This window comes from Paenibacillus sp. FSL R7-0210 (genome assembly GCF_038009085.1).
In the GTDB taxonomy this organism is placed as follows: domain Bacteria; phylum Bacillota; class Bacilli; order Paenibacillales; family Paenibacillaceae; genus Paenibacillus_AQ; species Paenibacillus_AQ silagei.
Genome location: NZ_JBBPAR010000001.1, coordinates 1,245,872 through 1,270,817, shown reverse-complemented (window position 1 = coordinate 1,270,817; position 24,946 = coordinate 1,245,872). Strand labels below are relative to the sequence as shown.

The following is a 24,946-nucleotide window of genomic DNA, read 5'->3' as shown; positions in this document are numbered from 1 at the left end:
GGATTTCTACCGCGAAGAGCGGTTTGTATCAGGAAATCCAAACACAATAGCGGCCGGAAGTCCAAATGTTCACCGCAGCGACGACTTGGTTTTAAGTTCAACTCTTTTTTCGAGCTTCACCTTTTCTATCGAACCGTCGCCTGCATGTAAGTCCGCTTGCCCTGCGCATCCTTCAGGTAGGGGCCAAGTCCGGCGAACCGCGAATGATCCACATATACACCCGTCATCCATCTGCCTTCGGTCAGGCCGCCGTTCCACTGCAGCACCAGATCGGGGGCAGAGATCCATTCCTGATACACTCTGATGTTCTTATCCTTATATTCTTTGGCCGGTTTGTTCAATTCGCTCAGCGGTGCCGGGGTAAGGTAGGTGGGCACGAAATATACAGAGATCAGCTCCATATCCTCCTCACTCAGAAAAGCCGCCTCCCCCAGGTAAGGCTGGAGCAGCCGGGTATTCTCATACATGGACCATATCACAGCTTGAAGTACCATGCTCTGGCTAATTCCATTATGAAAAGTAAAACGGCGCTGAGCATTTGAGCCACTCCCTCCCTTAGCCGTTACCGGCTCCAGGCAATGCCGTTCACAACCGATACATTTCCAGCCGGACGGGCCTTGAATCCATTTTTGAAACACACTCCCGCTGTCATTATCCCCTTTATAAAGAGAAGAAATGATCTCATACGGCACACCGATCCACGCATCCCACAGAGAATCCGGGAGATAGTTATGAAGCATGAACAACACCTTGTCATAGATCAGCTGTACTTTAATCGAAGCAGTCTCCAGTTCGGCGACATCCTTTTTTCCATAGGTTATTTCCCGGGAAAACAAGGTGATGGTCATGGTCCTCGCCTCCTAAAAGTTGTGTGAGCCCTCCGCTTCCTTTCATCAGCATCGTCCAAAACACATCCCGTAAGCATCCGTCTGCCTTATAACCCTGGGCTTTTCCTACTTTTGTTAACGCTTCCACACATCCGTAATATTTAGTATGTTCTATTATATTACACAGGTAGGGCCTAAGTGCAAGGTTTATTTGGGCAAAATTTGCATAAACAAGCGAAAACGGCATTGCCGTCCTTATAAAGGACGGTACCGTTTCAGCGAGAAATAGAAGGATAAGTTATCGTGTGAAACCTATAAATTCTTATATTTCAAGCAGAACAGCATATGAAAAGCCCCTTACCCGGATACGCGGCAAGAGGCTGTCATCAAATATATATTACGGTACTGCTACTCCACCCAGCTCTCGGCCCAGGACTGGATTTGCTGCATGACCGGCTCAAGCGCACGGCCCTTCACTGTTAATTCATACTCAATGCGCACCGGTGTCTCCGGGTACACATGACGTACCAGAATGCCCTCGCATTCCAGATCCTTCATGCGCTCGGACAGCATCTTATCGCTCATTGACGGAATCAGTCCGGAAATATCCTTGAACCGCTTGGGGCCGCTCATCAAGGTCTGAATAATGAGTCCGTTCCAACGCTTGCCCAGAAACGAAAAAGCCGTCTCAAATCTCGGGCACATCGTCAGTTGATGTTCTTCCATGGTTATCACCTCTCACTTATGAAGCTTACAATTAGTTAGTATATATAATTTTACCACATTTATTCTGGAATGAACATCGTTTGCCAAAAAAAAGTTCATTAACCCCTATTATTATATTTACGCTCTCAATCCTTGGTGTCTTCTGCCTTGCGTCTTAGCTGGATGGCCTCTGTAACCACATAGGCAAGATCATCGTTACTGTACAGGGAGAGTACTCCCAGCACTGTATCATCGGAGATGAACCCGGCCTCCTCCGCGGATACCGTCAGGGCCAGCGCATTGGCCAGCGCCTGATTGCCCTCCTGCTGCGGATAAGCCTGCAGATACAGGGCATGCGGGTCCAGCTTATTATTCACACACCACTGGGCAAATACAAGAATCATCATTTCCTCGTCCCGCTTGTAGCTCTCGATAATCCTCTCTTCCATCGACTTGTTGTCATAATCCTCCATGTTGTTCTCCTCTCTGCTGCGATGCTAACCGCTCAGCGGCTTAATCTTGCTGCTAATTCATGGCTCGGCAATACGGCCGAAGCGGAAATACCGCATTGCTCCGGTGTCGCTATATTACTGAGATAATGGCTGACCGCTCCGCTGAAGCCTCTGCGCTCCAGCACGGTATCCCAGCTGCCGAAGTTCTGCGTGCGCGGCAACGAGCCCTGCTCATATAATATAACCCGTTCCATGTCCGTCACCTCAACCGACCTGCCATGTCCGTGCAGCTCCAGCTTCTCCAGATCGGCCCCTGCATCCCGGACCATGCTGTAATGGCCGGTGGTCCCGTTATCCCAGCCCAGCATTCCCGAGGCGTGCAGAAGCCGCCCCTCCGCATCCGCCCTCAGGCTGGTGTGCAGCAGCTCATAATCCCCGCCGGACAGCCAGAGCAGCAGATCCAGCATATGAATCAGGTCATCATGGATCGTCTCATGGCTGTTACCCTGCTGCAGCTTCGTCCGGTGTTTGACTGCGGTGGATTGGCTGATGCCTCCGGCCTTATGCAGCCAGGATTTGGCGGCGGCATACATCGGGGCATAGCGGCGGTTGAAGCCCACTCCCAGCAGCAGCCCCTTGCTCTCAGCAAGCTCTGCCATCCGGCGGGATTCCTCCAGATCATAGGAGAGCGGCTTGTCCACATACACGGACACCCCATGCTCCAGGCAAGAGGTCACCAGCTCATAGTGCGTAGTTGTAGGACTATGTATGAACACAGCATCCAGATCCCAGGACAGCAGCTCTGTAAGCTCGGTTGTGCCCCGCTGAAGGCGATACGCCTGGACTGCCCGCTCGACCGTAGCAGAGGAATGGCTGAGCACTCCCACCACCTCGGCCTGATCATGCCGGGAGAGCAGCGGCAAATAGACTTTACGGGCAATATCGCCTATGCCGATCATTGCCACTCTTTTGCGGACAGGTAGTTTCATTAACAGCATCTCCCTTACATGTTGGGGGAATTTCAATTCCCTTATAGATGTATTATACCGTGACATGCTGCGGGAACAATGATCTTTGCTTCAATAATTGCTTTAATTGCTTTTTTTTCAGTATGATGAAATGGATGGAGTGAAGAAGGGGCATAGTATAATGAGAAAATGGTTAACGGTTGTTCTGTATGTTTCGTGCATAATCCTCGCGTTTATCTACAGGTATGAACTCCTGGCCTGGCTTAGAGAGGATCATCCTTTGTATTTGTCCATGCTCGCCGCCACAGTGCTGGCCTTATTTCCGGTCCTGCCCTACAAGCTGATTATCGGATTGTTCGGGTATGCCTATGGAAGCTTCGCAGGAGCGTTAATCTGCTGGAGCGCTACCACAATCGCGGCAGCCCTTGTCTATGGAGTCGTTGCATCCATGTTCCGGAGCAAATCTATGGCCTATCTAAGCAGTATTTCGGCGCTGGACAGATTTGTGTCTGCTGTGCAGCAGCGTCCTTTTGCATCTGTAGTGATCGCCCGCCTGGCACCGTTCATTCCGCAGATGGCTGTGAATATCTACGCCGGTGCCGCCGGACTGCCTTTCTGGAGCTATCTTGGAGCCACCGCACTTGGCAAAATTCCTGGCATCGCCCTCTACGCCTTCCTCGGAGGACAGATGTTCCAGCATCCGCGAAGTGCAGCTGTAGCTATAATCGTGTATATTGCCGTACTGGCTGTAGCTGGATTATCCATGCGCCGCCGTCCTTCTGCGGGCCGCTGACGCTTCAAGAATTTCCGGTATGCTGGCAGTAAGCCTCTATTTGATTTATAATTAAATTGTGATCTATTTAATTGCATTCTACAGATGGAGGGATAACAATGAGTGAATTTCAAGCTGATTCTATAAATGTCAAGACCGAGCAAGCCACCTTCGCCGGTGGATGCTTCTGGTGTATGGTATCCCCTTTTGAAGAGCTTCCGGGCATTGTCAAGATTATCTCCGGTTATACAGGCGGACATACCGTGAATCCGACCTACGAGGAAGTATGCTCGGAAACCACCGGACATGTTGAGGCGGTGCAGATTACGTTCAATCCGGATATTTTCCCATATAGCAAGCTGCTTGAGCTGTTCTGGCAGCAGATTGACCCCACCGATGCCGGAGGGCAATTCCATGACCGTGGCACTTCTTATGGAACGGCAATCTTCACCCATTCGGAGGAGCAGCGCCAGCAGGCAGAGGCTTCTAAGGCGGCCCTTCAAGCCAGCGGACGATTCTCCGCTCCCATTGTGACGCCTATTCTTCCTGCTAAGCCCTTCTACCCGGCCGAAGAATATCATCAGGGCTATCATCACAAGAATCCAGCCCATTACAAGCGTTACCGCAAGGGTTCGGGCCGGGAAGCATTCATCGAAGCTCACTGGACGCATAAGGAGGACCCGCAGAGCCTGAAGGAGCGCCTGACTCCGCTTCAATATGAAGTAACGCAGAACAGCGCTACGGAATCTCCATTCCGCAACGAATTCTGGGATCACCACGGAGACGGGATCTATGTGGATATTGTCTCCGGGGAGCCACTGTTCAGCTCAGAGGACAAGTTCGATTCCGGCTGCGGCTGGCCGAGCTTCACGCGTCCGATCCGGGACTATGTGGTCAAGGAGAAAACCGACCTCAGCCACCTGATGGTCCGCACTGAGGTACGCAGCAAGACAGCGGATTCCCACTTGGGCCATGTATTCAATGACGGCCCTGGAGCGAACGGACTGCGGTACTGTATCAACTCGGCAGCTCTGCGCTTTGTTCCCAAAGAGGACCTGGAGAAGGAAGGCTATGGCGAGTACCGTGTGCTCTTCCAGCATGCTTAAGGCTGGAGATCCCGGCTTGCCTCAAGCTATAGCTTCATAAATTGCATAACTTACATTCTGGCCGCACGCATGCATCAGCACAATGTATGCTGTTTTCCGCATACATTCGGGCAACACGCCTTCGCGCCAGTTCAATGTATGCTGTTTTTCGCATACATTCGGGCCACACGCCTTCGCGCCAGTTCAATGTGTGCTGTTTTTCGCATACATTGGGGGCACACGCCTGCGTACCTGTACAATGTATGCTGTTTTCCACATACATTGGGGCCACACGCCTTCGTATCAGCAAATGTATGTTGTTTTCCGCATACATTCGGGCACATACTTTATCCACAACAGAAAAAAATCATAATTTCCTGAACAAAACAAAGCCTCCAGCCCAGATTCACGGGTAGGGAGGCTTTATTCTTTACATAAATGATGATCCTATGTTTATTCGTACAGCCCGCTCTACTTGTTCTGCTTATCTGAATTCTCCTCCTCCGCTGCGGCCGGCACTACAGGTGCCGCTTCAGGATGAGGCTGCGATTCCCGGTCCGGCAGACGGTTGCCGCCCAACCGCACTTGTTCAGGATGTGCAGGTTGCCGACGCTTGAAGCTTTTCCGTAACCAGAGCACCAGCGCCACCACGACTCCAGCTACCAGCAGGACGGGGAGAGCAGCCGCCAGTACAACAACAAGCCACTGGAACATCACAGACAACGCCTTCATGCTGCTCTTGAGAGCTTCCGAAGCCCGTTCACCCAGCGGCCCCTCGGAATTAGTCTGTGTAAGGGTAAGACTCTTCTCCGTCTGGTAGAGGCGAAGCTCCACTGTAGAGAACGATACGTTCTGATCGATATACCGCATTCTGCCCTTGATCTGTTCGATTTGCTCCTGAATTTCCCCAAGCTGGTTGGCGAACTGGACGAGATCGGCCGGTTTGGTTGCTTTTTTCATAAAATCAATATACTGCGCCTCCATCATCTGCTTCGCCTTAAGACGTGACTCCAGGTCCACATATTCCTCCGACACATCCTGCCCCTGGATGCTTCTCTGGAGCTTCTCATGCTTAATCTTCTCAAGATTGTTCAGGAACGGAGAGAAGCCCGCCGCAGGCACTTTTAGGATAAAGGTTCCACCCTGTTCATATTCAGACATATTCTCTGAGAATTCGATAATGTAGCCCCCGGCCAGAGTAACCATATTCCGCACTTCAGTCTGCGCTGCCCCGTAGTCGGTTACCTCCATATTGAGGTTCGCCTTGTAGATCAGCTTCTTGTTCAGCCCTGCTACCACATCGGTGCCGGTGAATCCGGCAGAAGCATCTGTCCCTTGCTCAGCACCCGCCCCAGGGACTGCCGAATTTCCGCCGCCGCCCTTCACTGCAGCCTGATCATTGACAGCCATCGCCGTGTTAGCTAGACTATCCTCCTTAGCCTCCACCGCAGCAGGCGCACTCTCCGCTGAACCGTCTGATGCTGCTTGATTACTGAACGCGCTTTCTGAATTCGCTGCCGAATCTGAATTGTTACTCGACGCGCCGCATCCCGTCAGAACCACGGCTACAACCACTAGATACAATAAGTAATGCAGACCCCATTTTCGCATGCTCATTCCTCCACAAAGTGTAATTGTATACTGCTTCCGGTGCTTCAGCTTCCGCGGCGAAAGGCCGTTATCTGTATCGGTCCGTTCCGCGCTTATCCCTCTTGACGTTCCAAAAGCTGGAAGGTTGCAGTCATTTACGGAAAATAACAAATAAGACCATTCAGTCATGAATAGCCGAGTGGGGTCCTGTTTGCGTATTGCCTCTTTATTTGTTACAATTACGATGATAAAACGGCAAAAAAACACCAAAAACCCTATTCACATTGAATTGAATAAGGTTATGGCGCTATTCGGACAAGCTCCACCTTGCCCGGGCAGCTTTAATTCATTTCTTGCCGATTTATGATGCCTACTACTACAAGAGGAGGTGAACCCTCATGGCAAAAGACGTATTGTGCGCAGTTAATTCTTGCACCTACTGGGCTGAAGAGAACAAATGCAACGCTGAGTCCATCTTCGTTGCTTACCACAGCTCCAAGCAGCCTACACAATCTGAGGAAACAGATTGCAAAACCTTCGAAAGCAAATAATGAATCTTCACAGAATATGAAGGAGCCCTCCACAGGTTCCTTCTTTCTTTTCTCATTCTATCAAGAATGAGAATTATTATCAAGTGTTTCCTGCAAAAAACAAACCACTGCGGGCCGGAGACTATACTCTCAGGCTTGCAGTGGTTTTGTTGTGCAAATCTAAGCAACTTAGGCGGAACAGTGCCGTCTGTTAACGGGTCACTGCGCCGTGCTGCTCTCTCACCAGGACAGCGGCCTTCACCATGTTGCGCAGTGCGCCTGTGGTCTCTTCCCAGCCCCGTGTCTTCAGTCCGCAGTCGGGGTTAATCCAGAACTGCTGGACATCCAGCACGCGCAGCGCACGTTCGATGGCTGAAGTCATCTCCTCTACCACCGGCACGCGCGGACTGTGAATATCATACACACCCAGTCCAATTCCCTTGTCGTATTCCTGTTCCTCGAAGCTGACGATTAGCTCACCATGGCTGCGCGAGGTCTCAATGGAGATGACATCCGCATCCATCGCCGAGATCGAACCGATCATGTCGTTAAATTCACTGTAGCACATATGCGTATGCACCTGCGTGGTGTCCTTGACATGGTTCGTGGCGGTCCGGAAGGATTTCACCGCCCAGTTGAGGTAATACTCATGATCTCTCGCCTTCAGCGGCAGGCCTTCGCGGATCGCCGGCTCATCGACCTGGATCATCTCGATACCAGCCTCCTCGAGTGCGGATACTTCATGACGCAGGGCGAGGGCGATCTGTCCGGCCACCGCCTCGCGGCTGAGGTCATCGCGGACAAAGGACCAGTTCAGGATCGTGACCGGTCCGGTCAGCATTCCCTTAACAGGCAGCTTCGTTAGTGACTGGGCATACACGCTCTCTTTGACGGTCATCGGCTCGATAAAAGCAACATCGGCATAGATTACCGGCGGCTTCACGCAGCGTGATCCGTAGGACTGAACCCAGCCGCCTGCGGTGAACAGATAGCCGGCCAGCTTCTCCCCGAAGAATTCCACCATATCCGTACGCTCGAACTCTCCGTGTACCAGCACATCCAGACCAAGCTCCTCCTGAAGCGTAATCGCTTCAGCGATCTGCCGCTTGATGAACAAGTCATAACGCTCCTGGTTCCAGACTCCCTTGCGCCATTTCAGACGGGCCTGGCGGACTTCAGCCGTCTGCGGGAAGCTGCCGATGGTCGTGGTCGGCAGCAGCGGCAGACGCCACTTCTCCTGCTGAACCTTGACACGCTCGGCGAACGGAAGACTGCGGCGGTCCGGCAGCTGGGCAAGGGCACGCACCTGCTCGGCTACATCCTCACGCCCGCGCTCCGGCAGAGCACGGAATACGGCCAGCACCTCACGGCTGCGCTCCAGCCCGGCGGCATAACGCTCTCTTCCCTCGTTCGCGGCTGCCGCAATGAGAACCAGCTCGGCCAGCTTCTCATTGGCAAACGCCAAGGCATTCTTGACCGCAGCCTTCAGCTTGACCTCGCCCTCAACCGTTACAGGCACATGCAGCAGACTTGCCGCTGGCTGGAGAATTAACCGCTCCTGAGGCACATAGGTCAGCAGCTTCGCTACCAGCTCCAGCTTGGCATCGGTATCGGCGCGCCAGATGTTGCGTCCGTCAAGGATACCGGCTCCGAGTGTCTTATCCTGCGGCCACCCGAGGCGTGCAACCGACTCCAGATTCTTGCCGCCGTCATGGACGAAGTCAAGACCCAGACCCTGTACAGGCAGCGCCAGCAATGCTTCAAGCGGCTCCGCAGCTTCGAAGTACGTCTGCAGCATCAGGTTCAGTCCTGGTACGGCAGCAGCAATCTCACTGTAAATGTTCTGGAGCAGTGCGGTATCCTCAGCCGTTAAGCCGGTAACAATCGCCGGTTCATCGATCTGTACCCAGGCCACTCCTTCAGCCTGCAGCTCCTGCAGCAGTTGTACATACAACGGGAGGAAGCGTGCGGCAACGGCGGCGATGTCTGCTGCCGGGAAGCCCTTGGACAGCTTCAGGAAGGTATACAGTCCGACTATAACGGGCTTGCCCTCAATGCCTGCCCGCTCCTTGGCGAAGCGGTAGGCAGCCAGCGGTTTATTCGCTGTCAATACCGGAGTCAGGCTGCCGATCTCAGGCACAATGTAATGGTAATTCGTATTGAACCATTTCGTCATCTCGCAGGCCGGGGCCTCTGCATTGCCGCGCGCCATTGCAAAATACAGATCAAGCGGAATTTCTCCGCCCTTATATCCGTAACGCGCCGGTACGATCCCGAACATAGCGGCGGTATCCAGCACATGGTCATAGAAGGTGAAATCGCCCACCGGAATCAGATCAATTCCGGCCTGCTGCTGGGTCTGCAAATGCTGAAGCTGTATATCCTCCATCTGCGAGCGGAAGCTCTGCTCATCGATTTTCCCGGCCCAATAAGCCTCCAATAATTTCTTCCATTCACGGTTCTTGCCGATTCTCGGATAACCGAGGCTGCTTGTCTTGATTCCTTTACTCATAGGTGTCCACTCCTCTGTATAATTGTCTGCCCTCATGTCTGCAAGCCTTAATCTGATGCCATCTTACTGCACGCCTACCGCGCCCCGCAACAGATTCCACGCAATACAGCTATACAGATTCCCTATAGCAAAACGCCAAAAAAAGCTGCACCCCCATGAAGGAGGAGCAGCTTAAACTCTGAGACCGGGCGAAATCAGAACCAGATCAGATAGACCACACCGGCAAGCACAATCCGGTAGATTGCGAAGGGCAACAGCTTGATCCGGTTAATCAGCTTCAGGAAGAAACGCATCGATACCAGTGCGAATACGAAGGCGCTGATGAACCCGGCAATGAAGAACGGCAAGGCATCCAGCGTAAAATACTGCCAGTTCTTCAGCAGTGAAATCAGGCTCGCCCCGGCCATAATCGGCACCGCCATGATGAAGGTGAAATCGGCTGCCGCACGGTGGCTCATGCCCAGCAGAACCCCGCCGGATATCGTCGACCCGGACCGCGAGAAGCCCGGCCACAGGGAGATACATTGGATCAATCCGACTGATAGCGCCTGCCTATATGTAATTTGATCCACACTCTCAGTCCGGGCATTCGCAGGCGCAAAACGGTCGGCACAAATCATAAATAACGCTCCAACCACCAGTCCAATCAGCACAGTAAAGGTTGAGAACAGATGCTCATCGATGTAATCCTCCAGCAGAAATCCGAAGATTCCGGCCGGCAGCAGTCCGACAAGGATATGTGTCAGCTTCAGCCGCCCTTCCGCCGGAGCCTGGCGCTGCCCTTCCGGCACTACGGTCAAGTCCTTACGGCTGAGCTTCCCGAGGCCCAGCAGATCAATGAACCGGTTACGGAAAATAATGACGACTGCAAGAATGGAGCCTAATTGAATCACTACCTTGAAGGAGTTGGCCGTGTACTTCCCCAGGAACTCCTGCGATTTAAGCCACATATCATCTACGATGATCATATGGCCTGTCGAGGATACCGGAGCGAATTCGGTCAGCCCTTCCACAATTCCCAGAATGATTGCTTTGACAATGGTCAGCAGCTCCATGGCGATCCCCCTTTATTGTTTTCAATATAATAATTGTAAACTCGCACAGCTATTTCTGAAACTTACAGCTCTCTTGCAGTATGGAAAATTTTTATCATAACGCTGACTTGACAGGCAGAAACCAACAGCATATATTTATATGCATGCGCATGCATTTATTGTTTATCCATCCCATGTAGAACGAAGGAGCGAAATTCATGACGAAAGATCTGTTCACCCCCTATGAGTATAAAAGCTTAAAACTGAAGAACCGGGTGGTAATGCCGCCCATGTGCCAATATTCAGTTACCAATAAGGATGGCATCGCTAACGACTGGCATTACAACCACTATGTAAGCCGCGCTGTCGGCGGCACCGGACTGATCATTGTCGAGATGGCTGATGTGGACCCGGACGGCCGGATTACCGATTATGATCTGGGCCTCTGGTCTGATGAGCAGATTCCTGCGCTGGCGCGGATTGTGGAAGCCAGTCATGCCCATGGAGCCAAAATCGGAATTCAGGTGGCCCATGCCGGACGCAAGGCGGAGGATGCCAAGGTTCCTGTCTCTTCTTCCGCAATTCCTTTTGACGGCAAGTCCAAGACTCCTCATGCCCTGACAACAGAAGAAGTTAAAGACATGGTCCAGAAATTCAAACGGGGCGTAGAGCGTGCGGTCCAGGCCGGGTTCGACACTATTGAGCTGCACGGCGCCCACGGCTATCTGATTCACCAGTTCCACTCGCCGCTGACCAACCAGCGGACTGATGAATACGGACAGGATCTGACCTTGTTCGGCCGGGAGGTGATCGCTGCCGCCAAGAGCGTGATGCCTGAGGATATGCCACTAATCATGCGGATATCCGCCAGAGAATATGTGAAAGGCGGCTACGGCCTCCAAGAGGGTCTGGAGATCAGCAGAGCCTATAAGGAAGCCGGGGCCGATATTTTCCATATCAGTTCAGGCGGTGAAGGAGCCGTTGACGCAGAGAATGGACCGGGCAACCATGCAGCCTATCAGTTACCGCTGGCCAGAACGATCCGCCAGGAGCTGAACGTACCGGTAATTGCTGTCGGCCGCTTGGATGAAGCGGTTCTTGCCAACGCCGTCATTAGCAATGAAGAAGCTGACTTGGTGGCGGTGGGCCGGGGAATGCTCCGTAATCCTTACTGGACGGTGGAAGCCGGTGTGACGCTGCGCAAAGACGCAAATATACCTAAGCAGTACGCATTAGGATTCCCGCGTTAAGGACAATTCGTCAGCAGCTTGCCTATGGTGATGGTATACTGTATAACAACTACTATTCATTAGAGGTATACACCGGGAGGATGAAGACATGACTAACCCCCCTTCAAATGATCTGATTAACAGCTGGTTATCGCTCTCTCTGATACAGATGAAGGTGGCCGCAGTCCTTGAAGCGAAGCTGACCGAGAACTATGAGCTATCGCTTAAGGAATTCTATGTATTGCTGTTTCTGTCCGAAGCCCCTGAGCAAAAACTGAAGCTCCAGCAGTTGGAATCGATGGTCGGGCTTAGCCAGAGTGCTGTGTCCCGGCTGGTCAGCCGCTTCGAAGCCAAGGGCTGCGGAGCGCTGGAGCGCAAGTCCTGCGAGACAGACCGCAGAAGCATCTATACGTCCCTGACTGCCATTGGGCAGGATAAGGTTGACCGGGCGAAGCAGACCGTTCATGAAGTGCTGCAGGAAGCCTTTCCTGTAGACGACACGCAGCAGCTGCTGAAGCAGCTTATCCAGCTGAAGCAATCCTAGACCCGGGCAGCTGCCTGCCGGGTGAACCCGCCGTCCCTCCCGAGGGGCGGCGGGTTTTTGTCTGAACCTCCCTCTCCCCCTGAGCATACACCATACTATTAAGAAATTAAGTATAGCGGGGTGCAGCATATGTTATTCACAGCTATGCAGCTGGTTGGCGGTCTTATTCTCTCGGTAGGCTGGATTCCGCAGATTGTGCAGATCATCAGGACCCGTTCGGTTGCAGATCTCAGTCTGAAAGCTTACCTGCTGATGCTGCTGGGCATCCTTCTTATGGAAGCTTATGCGGTTAACCTGGCGGCGCAGGGGGTCGGACTTGCTTTTCTGATCACCAATTCCCTGGCGGTCGTAACAACGGTCGTCCTGCTGATTATCCGCTACCGTTCCCGAGGGCAACAATGAATTCTGTAGGCTGCACCTCCGTCCCATCTGCGTTATACTTTCTGTAATAAAAGGATGTGGGAGGTTCAATGAATGAAGCAAAATAAGTATGACGACGCGGGTTTTTTTGCGAATTACAGCCAGATGCCCCGCTCTACGGGCGGACTGGAGGCTGCCGGAGAATGGGAGGTCTTCCGTACTTTGCTGCCTGATCTGGCGGGCCAGCGGGTGCTTGATCTGGGGTGCGGGTTCGGCTGGCACTGCCGGTATGCCCGGGAGCAGGGGGCGGCTTCCGTCGTAGGCATAGATCTCTCCGCCAATATGCTGGAGCGTGCCCGTACGATGACAGACGACCCGAAGATTGAGTATCTCCAGCTCGCGATTGAGGATGCCGCATTCGGGGCAGAGCAATTTGATACCGTGATCAGCTCGCTGGCGATCCACTATATTGAAGATTTCGGCAGTCTCTGCCGCCAGGTCCGGCATTGCCTGAAGCCCGGGGGAGCCTTCGTCTTCTCTGTAGAGCATCCGATCTTCACCGCGCTCGCCGCGCAGGATTGGCATTACAGCCCGGACGGGGAGAAGCAGCATTGGCCCGTGGACAACTACCATGTGGAAGGGCTAAGGCTGGCTGATTTTCTCGAACACGAGGTTGCAAAATACCACCGGACCACCGCCACCTACCTGGGTACACTGCTCGAATCAGGCTTCGTCCTGAAGGAGATGTCGGAGCTGCAGCCGACCCCTGAGATGCTGGAGAAGAATCCGGCCTGGCAGGAGGAGACGCGGCGTCCGATGTTCCTGCTGCTGTCAGCGGTGAAGCATTCAACAGACTAATCTTATAGCACAAAAAAAAGACCAGCCGGACGGTAGTCCGCTGACCTTTTATCATCCCCGTGGTTCACGGAGTTCACATTGCATTATTCACATTCACTGTACCTTCCTGAGTCTTGGCAAGTGCGGACGGAATCTTAGGTGCCTGAACCAGCTTCCGTCTGCCCAGAGAGGTTGTAAAAGTGATTACATAACCGGCTACAACTACAGCCATCACAGTGTACAGGGTTTCTCTTAACGGCATATAGAAGAGGGAAAAAGCCAGAACGATTACATCCATCAGGATAAATACGGTTCCTACCTTAATACCTTTCCATTCACTGATCAGCACGGACAAAATATCGTCCCCGCCGCTCGCCCCGCCGCCCAGCAGGACCATTCCTGCGCCCAGACCTGTCAATACCCCGGACAACAGCGCCGCAACCGGCAAGTTATCCTGCAGGTCAATAACCCAGCCGGAATAGCGTTCCATCAGCCCGTAGAATACCGTGAAGGCCACTACGGATATGAAGGTGTTCACTACGAATGATTTTCCTTTGAAGATGATTGCGATGATGAGTACCGGAATGTCCAAAATCAGGATGCTAAGTGATGGTGAAATCCCCAGTACATACTTGCCGAGCAGCGACAATCCTACGAATCCGCCTTCGGTCAAGTGGTTCTGATAATTAATGTGATAATACGTAAATGCAAGCAATAGTGTTCCGGTCAAAATAATAGCTAACCGGAGCGGCAAACTCATGCCACTGTCTTGTTTCCTCATTACTCGGTCTCCCCTTATCGTGTATGGCGGCTAGACGTTCGTGCCAGCCTCTACGGGGGGTTATACCGGAGGAGGTGTTGCTCCTTCGCATACAATACTCCCTTCCCTTCGCAGAAGCGGCTTCGTCAATGAACAACGGTTCGCGCACACTCTACAGGGAAGCTAAGTATAAGACAGATCATAACGTTTCCAAATCGTCCTTTGGGGAATCGTCCTTCGGGGACACATGGTATCCTGATCCTTTCTTTAATTTGATATGTTCTGAATAGATTATACCACGCGGAAGGGCCACTCTAAACAGTTTCCATTAAAAAATAAGCAATCAGCCCGGATTCCGCAGCAGACGGTTGACGGTCTCGCGGCGGACGCCGATCAATTGTCCGATCTCTTCCTGTGTCAGCAGATCTGTGAGCTGTGCGCCATGAGAATATTCGGTCAGCCAGCGGGTCAGCAGGGCCATCCGCTCCCCCGGCGTTCCAACGGTGAGATGATCGAGCCTTGTCTGCATGAACCGCACCTTCTCCTGAAGCAACAGGGCGATCTCCATCACCTTCTCAGGCTTCTCCCTCAGCTCCCGGTACCATTCTGCAGCCGGAATCAGCTCAACCTCACTCTTCATCATTGCCACTGCGGTTCCATGCGCCTCCTTCGGCGAAATGAGGGAATGATGCGGAACGGTCTCACCCGGATATAACAGGTTGAACAATACCATGTTCCCGTTCTCATGCAGTCTCGTGACCTTGAACAGTCCGCTCTTCACCTTGAACAGGTTCTGGCCGCCGTCTCCCTGGCGGAATAAGACCTCACCTCTGTGCAGAATCATTTCGCATTCTCCTTTGCGTTCTCTGTATATATATTTTTAATTATACCGAAATAAGACACTAAAATGGAGGGGCAAGCGTAAAACAGCCATTTTCCAAGAGTTCAACGGTAAAGAAACCGCCTGGGGTAGAGAATGGTCTCTACTCCCAGGCGGTTTCAGGTATAGGCAAAATACGTTATTTCGCTTCTATCGGCTTCTTCCACAGTCCGAGTGTCAGCCCGGAAATCACGGAGCCGATCAGCACAGCCAGCAGGAACAATGCCGCATTGTTAGAAAGGAAGGCTACGAACACACCGCCATGCGGTGCGGGAACGTTGAGGTTCCACAGCTGTGTAAGTCCGCCGGCTACAGCAGAGCCCAGAATACAGGAGGTGAGCACCCGCAGCGGATCAGCCGCAGCGAACGGAATGGCTCCTTCGGTGATAAACGACAAGCCCAGCACATAGTTGGTTACACCGGATTTGCGTTCAGTCTCCGTGAATTTATTCTTGAAGAACGAGGTTGCCAGGGCAATCGCCAGCGGAGGCACCATCCCTCCGGCCATTACTGCGGCCATCATCATTCCGTTTGTATTGCCGCTGGACGTAAACACGCCGATGGCAAAGGTGTAGGCTGCCTTGTTGAATGGACCGCCCATATCAATGGCCATCATCCCGCCAAGCACCAAGCCAAGCAGAATTTTGTTGCCGGTACCCAGATTGTTAAGCGCATCGGTCAGTCCTCCGTTAATCCAGCTGAATAACGGATCGAACAGGAAGAACATAACCGCGCCGGTAATTAGCAAGCTGAATACGGGATAGAGCAGAATCGGCTTCAGACCGTCCAGTGTGCGCGGCAGGCCGGAGAAGACTTTGCGGAGCATTACCACTACATAACCAGCCAGGAACCCGGCAGCCAGACCGCCGAGGAAGCCTGAATTGGAGTTAAGGGCCATCAGACCGCCAACCATACCCGGCATCAGCGCAGGCCGGTCACCGATGCTCATCGCGATAAATCCGGCAAGGATCGGAATCAGGAAGTGGAAGGCTCCGTCACCGCCGCCGATGCTCTGCAGCAGCTTGACCAGCGCATTGTCGGGACTGGCCACCTGTTCAATCAGGAAGGAGATCGCCAGCAGAATGCCTCCGCCTACTACGAACGGCAGCATATGCGAGATGCCGTTCATCAGGTCTTTGTAGATTTTGCTTCCAATAGAACCGGACTTCACAGGTGCTGAGCCTTCTTCATTGCGTCCAGAGCCGCGGTAGATAGGCGCATCTCCTGCAACTGCGATCCGGATCAGCTCCTCTGACTTGCGGATACCGTCGCTAACCGGTCGCTGAAGCACAGGCTTGCCGCTGAAGCGCTCCATCTCCACGTTCTTGTCGGCGGCAACAATGACCCCGCTGGCCCGGGCGATCTCGTCTGCGGTCAGCACATTCTGCGCACCCTCTGAGCCGTTCGTTTCGACACGGATATTGACACCCATCTCCTTGGCCTTCTTCTTGAGGGCATCCTCTGCCATATAGGTATGGGCGATTCCTGTAGGACACGCTGTCACAGCAACAACGAAGCTCTGTGAATCGGGGTTCCCGGTAATCATCCGTGCAGGTTCAGCTTGCGGCGCAGCTGCCTTAGGAGCAGCCTTCACTGCCGCTGCTGTGGCTTCCGCTTCCGCCTGGGCTTCAGCCTCCGCTTGCTTGGCATCGAATAAGGAGGACACCTCGGCAGGGGTCTTGGCACTCATGAGTTGTTCGATGAATTCGCTTTCAATGAGCAACCTGGACAGTGCAGCGAGTGTCCGCAGGTGCATATTTCCAGCTCCGTCCGGCGCGGCGATCATGAAGAATAGGTGAGCCGGCGCTTCATCCAGGGAGGCAAAATCAATTCCGGCGCTGCTCTTCGCAAATACTACTGTTGCCTCCTTGACAGCCTTGGTCTTGGCATGAGGCATGGCAATGCCTCCGCCGATGCCTGTGCTGGACTGGGCTTCACGCTCCAGAATCTTCTCCTTGAACAGCTTCGCATCCGTGATGCGTCCGCTGGCCGCGAGCCTGGCAATCAGCTCGTCAATGGCTCCTTCCTTCGTGGTAGCCTGCAGCTCCATAATCATCGTTTCCTGTATCATCAAATCTGTAATTTTCATAATTCTCAACTCCCCGAATGTACTTGAACCTGTTAACCTCTGTTATTCATAGCTGAGATATGGCAATAAGCGGACGAAGCTCTTCAATTAATGCCCGGTCTGCCAGATCATCGGAGAACGCTGTGGCACTTCCTGATGCCACACCTGCACGGAATGCTTCCAGCACATTCCCTGTCAGCGACAAGGTGCCCACGAATCCGGCAATCATCGAATCTCCCGCACCTACTGAATTCCTAACCTGGCCCTTAGGAGCGCTGGCGTGGAAGACTTCTTGCCCCGTAATGAACAATGCGCCTTCGCCAGCCATGGAGACCAGTACATGCTTGGCGCCGCCCGTAAGCAGCCTGCGTCCGTAAGTGATAATCTCCTCCCGGGTGCTGATCTGAACTCCGAACAGCTCTGCCAGCTCATGGTGATTCGGCTTGACCAGCAGCGGTCCCTGGGATAAGGCGTCCTGCAAGGCCTGCCCGGTCGTATCAATAACGAACTCCGCGCCCTTCTGCCTGCATACTGCAATCAGTTTGCTGTAGAAATCTCCGCCCAGCGAAGGTGGCGTGCTGCCTGACAGAATCACTATGTCACCCGGCTTCAGGGCTTCCAGCTTGTGCAGCAGCGAAGCCGTCTCGGTCTCCGTAATGACAGGACCGGCCCCGTTAATCTCCGTCTCCTGGCCTGCTTTAAGCTTAATATTGATCCGGGTATCGTCCGCAATATGAACGAAGTCGCCGGATATCCCTTCCTGGCCCAGCCAGGTGTCAATGTAGCCGCCGGTGAAGCCGCCAAGAAATCCGGTGGCCGTATTCTCCACGCCGAGCTGCTTCAGAACACGCGATACGTTAATTCCCTTCCCGCCGGGCAGCTTCATATCCCGCTTCATCCGGTTGAGACCGCCTAGTCTTAGCTCTTCTACCTCCACGATATAATCGACGGAAGGATTGAGTGTCACCGTATAGATCATCATTCATCCCTCATTTATAATGTTTGTCTTCCCATCCATCACACCAGTGTATAATCCACATCCAGCTTCTCAAGCTGCCTCCGGAAGCTATCCGGTATCCCCGTATCCAGAATGCAGTGGTCCATCTCCTGCAGATCTGCGACCTTACAGAAGGAGATCTGCCCGATCTTGCTGTGGTCGGCCAGCAGGATCGTCTGCTTCGCTACAGCGATCATTTTGCGCTTGGTGGCCGCTTCCAGCATATTCGGCGTCGTAATCCCTTCGCGGATATCCAGCCCGTTGGTGCCGAGGAAGGCCTTATCTACCCGAACCATATCCAGCGAGCGTTCGGTCATCGGTCCGACAAAAGCCATGGTGTCCGGCCTTAGCATCCCGCCTGTAATAGACACCTCAATATGGCGGCAGTCCTTCAGCTCGTTCAGCGCCATGATTGAGTTGGTAATGACCTTGAGATTGCGGAACGATTTCAGCGCCCGGGCAATCTGCAGTGTGGTGGTACCTCCGTCAAGGAGAATGGCATCACCGTCTTCAATCATCTCCACAGCCTTCCCGGCAATCCGCAGCTTCTCTTCCAGGAACCGGTCTTCCTTGTCAGGAACCGCCGCTTCAAAGTTCACACTCTGCAGGGACACCGCCCCGCCATGCGTACGCTTCAGCAGCCGCGCCTCTTCCAGCTCCTTGAGGTCCCTGCGGATGGTGGATTCAGAGACGGACAGCTCCTGGCCCAGCTCCTGAACCGAAGCTCTTGTATGCTTCTCGACAAACAGCAGAATCATCCGTTTGCGTTCTTCTTCAAACATGCAGCTCACTCCTTAGGATGTGCAGCTACCCGCTGCCGGATTCCTATATATACGTAACTACTGAATTGAAAGATAAGATGATAAGATGACTGGATTCAAATCGCTTGTGACTGATGTTGATCATTTGTGCTCATTTATGATTGTAACAGCGTTTTCATGAACTGTAAAGAGGCTTTCTCTGCTTATTTTTGGCCATAAAATCATGAGTTTAACCCTAACTTTCCAGCCGGATACACTATTGCTGTAAGAATTGGCGTATGCTCTGCTCATTTATGCTCATTTCAGCCTTGTAACTATATCATCCGGTGCGGTAAATTACCTCCCGATTGCCCATTTCACAATGGCAGCGAGCGACATATTTATATTACATATGGGGAAAAGCGGGTGAACAGGAGATGGCCTATTACAATAACAACGGATATGGCAGCGCAGGCGGTAACGGCGGTAATGGCAGTAGCAGCGGCATTAACGGCCACGGAGGGGGCGGCAGTGACGGCCCAGTAGAAACCGAGGAGCTCAGTGCAGAGGATTATGCGATTATTGCCGCAGGCTTCGGCGTACTCGGGGAACTGTTTGCTTTTTTCTCTCTGGTAAAAGCCAAGCAGGTGACCAAGGAAACAGGCGGACAGGTAGGTGCCGGCATCGACCCGGTGCTGTTCGTACAGAACCGCAAAAAAAAAGCAGCCAGACGAAAGTCCCGCCGGCTGCGTTGATCCCTTATATTTTCCGAACCCATCGCTTACTTCAAAGGTATGACCTCATGCTTCGCAAATATGACCTGCACCTTCTCCCTCAGCTCCTCTTCGGGCAGAAGGACAATGACAATAATATGCTCCAGATCAGCATGCTCCGCATACGCCTCCGCGTCATCTTGCGGAATCCCCATTCCGATCAGGCTGACCGCTAGGCCGTCTGTCTCCAGATCCGCCCCCGCGAGCTTGCGGGCTGCCGGACCTGCTGCGACCGCAGAATCCGCGACCATATCCAGGCCTACCCCAAGCCCGCGGGCTGTACCGTACAAGCCATTATTCCCCTGCCCCGTCTCCACATCTCCAATCGCGGCATCCTTGCTGATGATCTCCAGCGTGTTCTTCTGCTTCGTGACAGCAGAGATATGCTTCGCCTTGATCCCATTCTTCTTCAATTCTTCGATCGCCAGCACCGCATCACTCCGGTGTCCAAAAATCCCCAATACCAATGTTGGCATGCGGCATCCCTCCTCTTACAGCTACTGCAATATTACCACTCTGCTACTGCGATATTACCACTCTGCCTGTGGCTTGAATCCCGCATGTGGCGGCGGCTCCCGGTCAGGTCTGAATCAATCTCTTCTAATTGGGTTATAAAGATACGTATACATAAACATAACTTAAGAGATAGGGGGGGCTGCTGTGCTTCAAAGCAAGTATTTTCGGACCTGCCTGGCCATTATCGCCTTTTTGACGATTCTGTACCTGGGCTCGAAGGTCATTTTTCTGTTCACACCGCTGGTATCTATCATTCAACTGCTGCTCGTACCCATGATGCTGTCGGGCTTTATGTATTATCTTCTGCGGCCGATTGTCAACTATCTGGGGACCAAAAATGTTAACCGCGGGCTGTCCGTCCTGCTGATTTATCTTGTGTTTACCGGACTGTTCGTCTTATTCTGGGTGCTGGTCTGGCCTACACTGCGCGAGCAAATCCAGAACTTCATTGACAATACGCCTTATCTGGTCGAGGGTATTCAGAATCAGTTCAACAAGCTCCAGAATGATCCGTCGTTCTCCCGCTTCTTCAAGGGTGACACGGATGTGACCACACGCCTGACGGAGTATGTGAACAGTGCCATTAACTGGGTGACCAATTCGATGTCCAATCTGATCACAGTGATCTCCAGTATTGTCGTGGTTATCGCTACCCTGCCGATCATTCTCTATTACATGCTGAAGGACGGGCACAAGCTGTCACCGATTCTTCAGGGCCTGATTCCGAGAAAGTACCGCAAGGAAGGCCAGGAGATGTTCAAGGATATTGACTCTGCACTCAGCGGCTTCATCGTTACACGTGTCCTGCTTAATGTGGTGCTGGGCATCTTGCTATACATCGGATTTTTGCTGATCGGCCTGCCTTATTCTCTGCTGCTCGCCGTGATCTCCATCCCGCTGAATTTCATTCCCTATGTGGGCTCGCTGCTGGCGGCGGTTCCGGTTGTTATCGTGGGGTTCATAGAATCGCCTTCTATGGCTATCTGGTCAGCGGTCGTCATTCTGATCGCGCAGCAGATTCAGGATAACGTGCTGTCACCGGTCATCTATGGCAAGTCGCTGGATGTTCACCCGTTGACAACAGTGCTGCTTGTACTTGTGGGGGGCGACTTCTATGGACTGATCGGCGTCCTCATTGCGCTTCCGGTCTATATGATTATCAAAATCATCTTCCTGCGCATATACGAGATCATTATCGCTGAACGGGTGGATCAACCCGTACCCGAGCCAAGTGCTCCGCCGGGGATTGAGATTGAGATCGTCAAGGACGATAAGGTATAGTAAAACAACCCCACAAAGTGGGGCTTTAGCTTCGAGGATAACTCAGGTACTTTGCGGGGGCTCCAAAACATATAAATTCTTATCTTTTAATAAAAAGCCCTCCGGCGCTGATGATCTCCGCGCCGGAGGGCTTTTCAATGTACATGCTTGAATGTATCCAGACTTTAGCCCCGCAGCGAGCGGACCACGAAAGTGTGGTTGCCCTTAGGCAGGTTCTGCCCGCCATGCAGCGTCACGGAGCCTTTGGTATGTGCGATGATCGTCGCATTGAATGCCACCAGCTGGTCCCCTTTCCAGACCGTAACCGCTGATTTGAAATAGACGGCATTATCAAACTGCAGACGTTCTCTCATGATATATCCGACCGAATGGAGAACCGGGGGCAAAGCCCTCTCTTTGGGAGCCAGGGCTTTGATGTACACAATATCACGGAAAGGGACGGCAATCTCCTGATGCCCAATGACGGCTACCGAAGCTGCAAGATCCCATCTGCGCAGAACGCCTTTCATGATCGTATATGGCTGCTCTCCGCAGTACATAATGACCGGTCTGCCAACCCAATGCTTCATGGCTCCACGCCCTTCCCTGTGCCTGAACTACTTATACCTTCGGTATGGACCAGTCTATGCCCTTAAGCCCATGCTGCTCCAGATACTGGTTGGCCTGAGAGAACGGGCGGCTGCCGAGAAATCCGCGGTGTGCAGAGAACGGGCTCGGATGCGGAGACTGGATCACCTTATGCCTGCTGCGGTCAACTACCGCGCCCTTGAGCTGGGCATGACTGCCCCACAGGATGAACACCATCGGTTCTGTACGCTCGTTCAGCTTCTCCATAATAGCATCCGTGAAGGTCTCCCAGCCCAGCCCCTTATGCGAATTCGGCTGGCCCTCGCGTACTGTCAGGACGGCATTGAGCATCAGCACGCCCTCTTCCGCCCAGTGCAGCAGCGATCCGTGGCCCGGCACCTCTATACCGAGATCACTGTGCAGCTCAGCGTAGATATTGCGCAGCGACGGCGGAATCCTTACACCCGGCTCTACCGAGAAGCTAAGGCCATGGGCCTGTCCTGCGCCGTGATAGGGGTCCTGTCCGAGAATCACTACCCGGGTCTTGCTGTAAGGCGTCAGCTTCAGCGCCGAGAACAGCTTGTCCTTCGGGGGGTAGACTGTATACTGCTTATACTCGCGTGCCAGGGCATAGCGCAATTCCTCAAAGTAAGGCTTCTGCGTCTCTTCCTGCAGCACTTCATCCCAATCGTTGCCAAACATTCGGTTCTCCTCCCAATTACCCTGCTATTAGTATTGTTTCATTACCTGTTATTAACCAGAATAACAGGAACTTATTTGCGGCCATAGTCCGCCTTGATCTCGCCCCATGACTTCGTCTGCCATTTCAGCACCTTGTTGTCATAAGTATGGCTGCGCAGCCAGCTCTCCGCCCGGTCAATCAGCTGCCAGATCTCCTCTGTAGAGGCATCCCGGGGCAAGGTCGTGGCCACCTTTTTCTGCTTGACCCATTTCATTGCATTGACAGAATCACTATAGACCGTCTTGCTGCTGCCTTCCTGCTTAAGATGAGCCAGCGCATGCACAATCGCCAGGAACTCTCCAAGGTTATTAGTCCCTTTGCGGATCGGACCGCAGGAGAAAATCACATCCCCGGTCTGGGTATCTACGCCTTTGTATTCGACCGGTCCGGGATTCCCCCGGGTGCCTACATCCACGGAGATGCTGTCATAATCAATCTCCTCAGATGTCTCCACGCCGGCACTCCGGCTCCAGGACTTGCCTGATTTGCTTGTGCCGGACGCCCCTGAAGCTGCCGCACCGGTTCCCCAGTTGCCCTTCCAGCCTGCCTTGAAGGCTGTCTCAGCCGCCGCCTTGCTCTCATAGGACTTATATTTCGCTCCGGTATAATGATCCGTCTGCGCCTGGCATTCCGCCCATGTATTGTAGACTCCGGGCTGCTTGCCTTCCCATACAACGTAGTATTTCTGCTTAGCCATTCCTATTGCTCCCTCCTGCCGGTGTAACCTTATCCAGAAACCTATTGTAATGCATACCGCGTTCATATTGAAGCCTGAACACACTCACACGCCTGCTGCCAGCCCGAATATCTTATTTGGATAAATACCGGCAGGCGCGTTCATACTAATACGGCAGCTCAGTCCAGCACAGCCAGCGTAGTATCAATAATGGTCTGGAGCTTGCCCGCATCCCCCGTTGCCTTGACCATAACCCGCAGTCCAACCAAGGCATTGTGCAGATAAGCAGCAAGCGCCGGAGCCGGATGCCGGGAGGATAGTTCTCCGGTCTCCTGTCCATGCAGGATCAGCTGTTCCATTAATCTCTCGGTATTCAAAAAAGCCTCATTGGCCCGCTCAGCAGCTTCCGGATCATGAGCCGACAGCTCCACTGCCGTATTCACCAGCATACAGCCCTTCGGCTCCGCTTCACTTCTGTGAACTGTAGCTTCGAATAAGAGGCGGATAGCAGCCTTGGCAGAGGTGATGCCCTCGATCCGGCTCTCCAGCCGGGAGCTTTGAAGGGCTGCAAAGCGCTCCAGCGCTTTTATATATAAGGTATGCTTGTCTCCAAAGGTGTCATACATGCTTCGCTTGTGAATTCCCATGCCGGCTACAAGATCCTGCATGGACGTCTTCTCATAGCCCTGCTGCCAGAAAATCGTCATTGCCTTGAGCAATACATCATCAATGTCAAACTCTTTGCTTCGCGCCATGATCATGCTCCTTTCGCGGTCTATTTTACCATTTATAGAACGATCGGTAAATATTATTGTAGCCGTGTTAACTAAATCACATCAATTCCGCACCAATCATTCTATATTAATTTTAAGGAAAATACCATCAGCATTACACACCCCAAGGAGGTTAACACAATGAGAAAGTTCGCAGTAATACTTGCGGCATTCACCCTGACCCTGCTTATCGGATGCGGCAACGCAAACAAAGATGCAGGCAACTCCGGCACAGCAGCGAACACGGGCAATACGGCGGCTACTGCTGCACCGGATGCAGTCACTTCAGCTTCGGTAGTCGATAACGGGGAAGCCTTCAAGAAGGCGATCAGCAAAGACGGCACCTGGATTGCAGCTACGCTGAAGGACCTGAGCTTCTCCGAGGAGCTTGTGCTCGACGGACAATTCATCCATAAGGAAGAGCCTGCCCGCAAAATCGCGCTCTATACCCAGGATGCCGATCACAACATCACGAATTCCTTCAAGCTCACCGCGCCCAAATTAACGATCCGTAGCGAGAATGCCCGGATTCAGGGAGGGACCTTTGTGGGTGATGTCTATGTAGAGGCTAACGGCTTCGCCGTCGTGAATGCCACCATTGAAGGTAATGTCTATTTCTCCGATGACAAATATCAGGCTACCTATTCCGCAGCAGACCAGGGTAAGGTAACCGGCGTCACCGAAGTGAAAAAATAATGCGGCAGGGTGCGGGGTGTTCCTCTTCGGGC

The 24,946-nt window shown here is 52.9% G+C and carries 27 protein-coding genes; 10 read left to right on the top strand and 17 right to left on the bottom strand.

Translation table 11 applies throughout. The annotated features are described in order from the left end of the window. Positions 1–125 precede the first annotated feature (125 nt). The 4 genes from MKY64_RS05300 to MKY64_RS05285 all read right to left on the bottom strand — a co-directional run bounded on the left by MKY64_RS05300 (position 126) and on the right by MKY64_RS05285 (position 2,973). Positions 126–848: a hypothetical protein gene (locus MKY64_RS05300; protein WP_340951407.1), complete on the bottom strand. Its 723-nt coding sequence runs from the start codon at positions 846–848 to the stop codon at positions 126–128. A gap of 387 nt (positions 849–1,235) precedes the next feature. Continuing rightward, entirely contained in the window at positions 1,236–1,553 is a 318-nt protein-coding gene (locus MKY64_RS05295; protein ID WP_036698497.1) for a winged helix-turn-helix transcriptional regulator, read from the bottom strand. Between the two features lie 125 nt (positions 1,554–1,678). After that, positions 1,679–2,005, bottom strand: coding sequence for a hypothetical protein (locus MKY64_RS05290; protein ID WP_036698498.1), 327 nt, complete (start codon positions 2,003–2,005; stop codon positions 1,679–1,681). Positions 2,006–2,037: 32 nt separating this feature from the next. Then, positions 2,038–2,973 carry a Gfo/Idh/MocA family protein gene (locus MKY64_RS05285; RefSeq protein WP_340951405.1) on the bottom strand — a complete coding sequence of 312 codons (936 nt, stop codon included), beginning with the start codon at positions 2,971–2,973 and terminating at the stop codon, positions 2,038–2,040. A gap of 160 nt (positions 2,974–3,133) precedes the next feature. On the opposite strand from MKY64_RS05285, the gene MKY64_RS05280 reads away from it, so the two are divergent. Together MKY64_RS05280 and msrA are read left to right on the top strand one after the other, a co-directional pair. Next, on the top strand, positions 3,134–3,745 hold the full coding sequence (locus MKY64_RS05280) for a TVP38/TMEM64 family protein (RefSeq protein WP_340951403.1): 612 nt from the start codon (positions 3,134–3,136) through the stop codon (positions 3,743–3,745). Between the two features lie 98 nt (positions 3,746–3,843). Continuing rightward, on the top strand, positions 3,844–4,830 hold the full coding sequence (msrA, locus tag MKY64_RS05275; RefSeq protein WP_209871269.1) for a peptide-methionine (S)-S-oxide reductase MsrA: 987 nt from the start codon (positions 3,844–3,846) through the stop codon (positions 4,828–4,830). A gap of 450 nt (positions 4,831–5,280) precedes the next feature. On the opposite strand, the gene MKY64_RS05270 is transcribed toward msrA, so the two are convergent. Further along, positions 5,281–6,420 (bottom strand): DUF4349 domain-containing protein, encoded by a 1,140-nt coding sequence (locus MKY64_RS05270; RefSeq protein WP_339249613.1) that lies wholly within the window; start codon positions 6,418–6,420, stop codon positions 5,281–5,283. Positions 6,421–6,797: 377 nt separating this feature from the next. On the opposite strand from MKY64_RS05270, the gene MKY64_RS05265 reads away from it, so the two are divergent. After that, positions 6,798–6,950: a DUF1540 domain-containing protein gene (locus MKY64_RS05265; protein ID WP_076079942.1), complete on the top strand. Its 153-nt coding sequence runs from the start codon at positions 6,798–6,800 to the stop codon at positions 6,948–6,950. Positions 6,951–7,140: 190 nt separating this feature from the next. Here MKY64_RS05265 and metE read toward each other — a convergent pair whose 3' ends face one another. After that, positions 7,141–9,441, bottom strand: a complete 2,301-nt coding sequence (gene metE / locus MKY64_RS05260) for a 5-methyltetrahydropteroyltriglutamate--homocysteine S-methyltransferase (protein WP_340951398.1) — start codon at positions 9,439–9,441, stop codon at positions 7,141–7,143. A gap of 194 nt (positions 9,442–9,635) precedes the next feature. Next, a complete protein-coding gene (locus tag MKY64_RS05255) occupies positions 9,636–10,496 on the bottom strand; it encodes an undecaprenyl-diphosphate phosphatase (protein WP_340951396.1) in 861 nt (286 codons plus the stop codon). A 197-nt stretch (positions 10,497–10,693) separates the two neighbouring features. Here MKY64_RS05255 and MKY64_RS05250 point away from each other — a divergent pair, with 197 nt between their 5' ends. From MKY64_RS05250 to MKY64_RS05235, 4 genes are all read left to right on the top strand, one after another. Next, on the top strand, positions 10,694–11,725 hold the full coding sequence (locus MKY64_RS05250) for an NADH:flavin oxidoreductase/NADH oxidase (RefSeq protein WP_340951393.1): 1,032 nt from the start codon (positions 10,694–10,696) through the stop codon (positions 11,723–11,725). Positions 11,726–11,813: 88 nt separating this feature from the next. Then, positions 11,814–12,248, top strand: a complete 435-nt coding sequence (locus tag MKY64_RS05245; RefSeq protein ID WP_340951392.1) for a MarR family winged helix-turn-helix transcriptional regulator — start codon at positions 11,814–11,816, stop codon at positions 12,246–12,248. A 129-nt stretch (positions 12,249–12,377) separates the two neighbouring features. After that, positions 12,378–12,650, top strand: coding sequence for a PQ-loop domain-containing transporter (locus tag MKY64_RS05240; protein ID WP_340951389.1), 273 nt, complete (start codon positions 12,378–12,380; stop codon positions 12,648–12,650). A gap of 72 nt (positions 12,651–12,722) precedes the next feature. Further along, positions 12,723–13,466, top strand: a complete 744-nt coding sequence (locus tag MKY64_RS05235) for a class I SAM-dependent methyltransferase (RefSeq protein ID WP_340951387.1) — start codon at positions 12,723–12,725, stop codon at positions 13,464–13,466. Positions 13,467–13,539: 73 nt separating this feature from the next. On the opposite strand, the gene MKY64_RS05230 is transcribed toward MKY64_RS05235, so the two are convergent. The 5 genes from MKY64_RS05230 to MKY64_RS05210 all read right to left on the bottom strand — a co-directional run bounded on the left by MKY64_RS05230 (position 13,540) and on the right by MKY64_RS05210 (position 18,932). Further along, positions 13,540–14,226: a YitT family protein gene (locus tag MKY64_RS05230; protein ID WP_036698508.1), complete on the bottom strand. Its 687-nt coding sequence runs from the start codon at positions 14,224–14,226 to the stop codon at positions 13,540–13,542. A 322-nt stretch (positions 14,227–14,548) separates the two neighbouring features. After that, positions 14,549–15,049 carry a Crp/Fnr family transcriptional regulator gene (locus MKY64_RS05225; protein WP_036731809.1) on the bottom strand — a complete coding sequence of 167 codons (501 nt, stop codon included), beginning with the start codon at positions 15,047–15,049 and terminating at the stop codon, positions 14,549–14,551. A 175-nt stretch (positions 15,050–15,224) separates the two neighbouring features. Beyond that, entirely contained in the window at positions 15,225–17,174 is a 1,950-nt protein-coding gene (locus tag MKY64_RS05220; RefSeq protein WP_340951385.1) for a PTS fructose transporter subunit IIABC, read from the bottom strand. Between the two features lie 46 nt (positions 17,175–17,220). Next, positions 17,221–18,132 (bottom strand): 1-phosphofructokinase, encoded by a 912-nt coding sequence (gene pfkB / locus MKY64_RS05215; protein ID WP_340958021.1) that lies wholly within the window; start codon positions 18,130–18,132, stop codon positions 17,221–17,223. A 38-nt stretch (positions 18,133–18,170) separates the two neighbouring features. Then, positions 18,171–18,932, bottom strand: a complete 762-nt coding sequence (locus tag MKY64_RS05210; protein WP_036731798.1) for a DeoR/GlpR family DNA-binding transcription regulator — start codon at positions 18,930–18,932, stop codon at positions 18,171–18,173. A gap of 395 nt (positions 18,933–19,327) precedes the next feature. Between MKY64_RS05210 and MKY64_RS05205 the strand changes: the two genes are divergently transcribed. Further along, complete coding sequence (locus tag MKY64_RS05205; protein ID WP_036731795.1) at positions 19,328–19,645, top strand: hypothetical protein; 318 nt, start codon at positions 19,328–19,330, stop codon at positions 19,643–19,645. 26 nt (positions 19,646–19,671) lie between these two features. On the opposite strand, the gene MKY64_RS05200 is transcribed toward MKY64_RS05205, so the two are convergent. Next, a complete protein-coding gene (locus MKY64_RS05200; RefSeq protein ID WP_036731792.1) occupies positions 19,672–20,139 on the bottom strand; it encodes a general stress protein in 468 nt (155 codons plus the stop codon). A 184-nt stretch (positions 20,140–20,323) separates the two neighbouring features. Between MKY64_RS05200 and MKY64_RS05195 the strand changes: the two genes are divergently transcribed. Next, positions 20,324–21,460 carry an AI-2E family transporter gene (locus tag MKY64_RS05195; protein WP_051478588.1) on the top strand — a complete coding sequence of 379 codons (1,137 nt, stop codon included), beginning with the start codon at positions 20,324–20,326 and terminating at the stop codon, positions 21,458–21,460. 164 nt (positions 21,461–21,624) lie between these two features. Here MKY64_RS05195 and MKY64_RS05190 read toward each other — a convergent pair whose 3' ends face one another. From MKY64_RS05190 to MKY64_RS05175, 4 genes are all read right to left on the bottom strand, one after another. Beyond that, positions 21,625–22,029, bottom strand: coding sequence for a hypothetical protein (locus MKY64_RS05190; protein ID WP_036731789.1), 405 nt, complete (start codon positions 22,027–22,029; stop codon positions 21,625–21,627). 31 nt (positions 22,030–22,060) lie between these two features. Further along, on the bottom strand, positions 22,061–22,729 hold the full coding sequence (gene ung, locus MKY64_RS05185; RefSeq protein WP_036731786.1) for a uracil-DNA glycosylase: 669 nt from the start codon (positions 22,727–22,729) through the stop codon (positions 22,061–22,063). 71 nt (positions 22,730–22,800) lie between these two features. Next, positions 22,801–23,466 (bottom strand): ribonuclease H, encoded by a 666-nt coding sequence (gene rnhA / locus MKY64_RS05180; RefSeq protein WP_339249633.1) that lies wholly within the window; start codon positions 23,464–23,466, stop codon positions 22,801–22,803. A 158-nt stretch (positions 23,467–23,624) separates the two neighbouring features. Continuing rightward, entirely contained in the window at positions 23,625–24,200 is a 576-nt protein-coding gene (locus MKY64_RS05175; RefSeq protein WP_340951381.1) for a TetR/AcrR family transcriptional regulator, read from the bottom strand. Between the two features lie 159 nt (positions 24,201–24,359). Here MKY64_RS05175 and MKY64_RS05170 point away from each other — a divergent pair, with 159 nt between their 5' ends. Then, positions 24,360–24,914: a hypothetical protein gene (locus MKY64_RS05170; protein WP_339249637.1), complete on the top strand. Its 555-nt coding sequence runs from the start codon at positions 24,360–24,362 to the stop codon at positions 24,912–24,914. Positions 24,915–24,946: the final 32 nt, after the last annotated feature.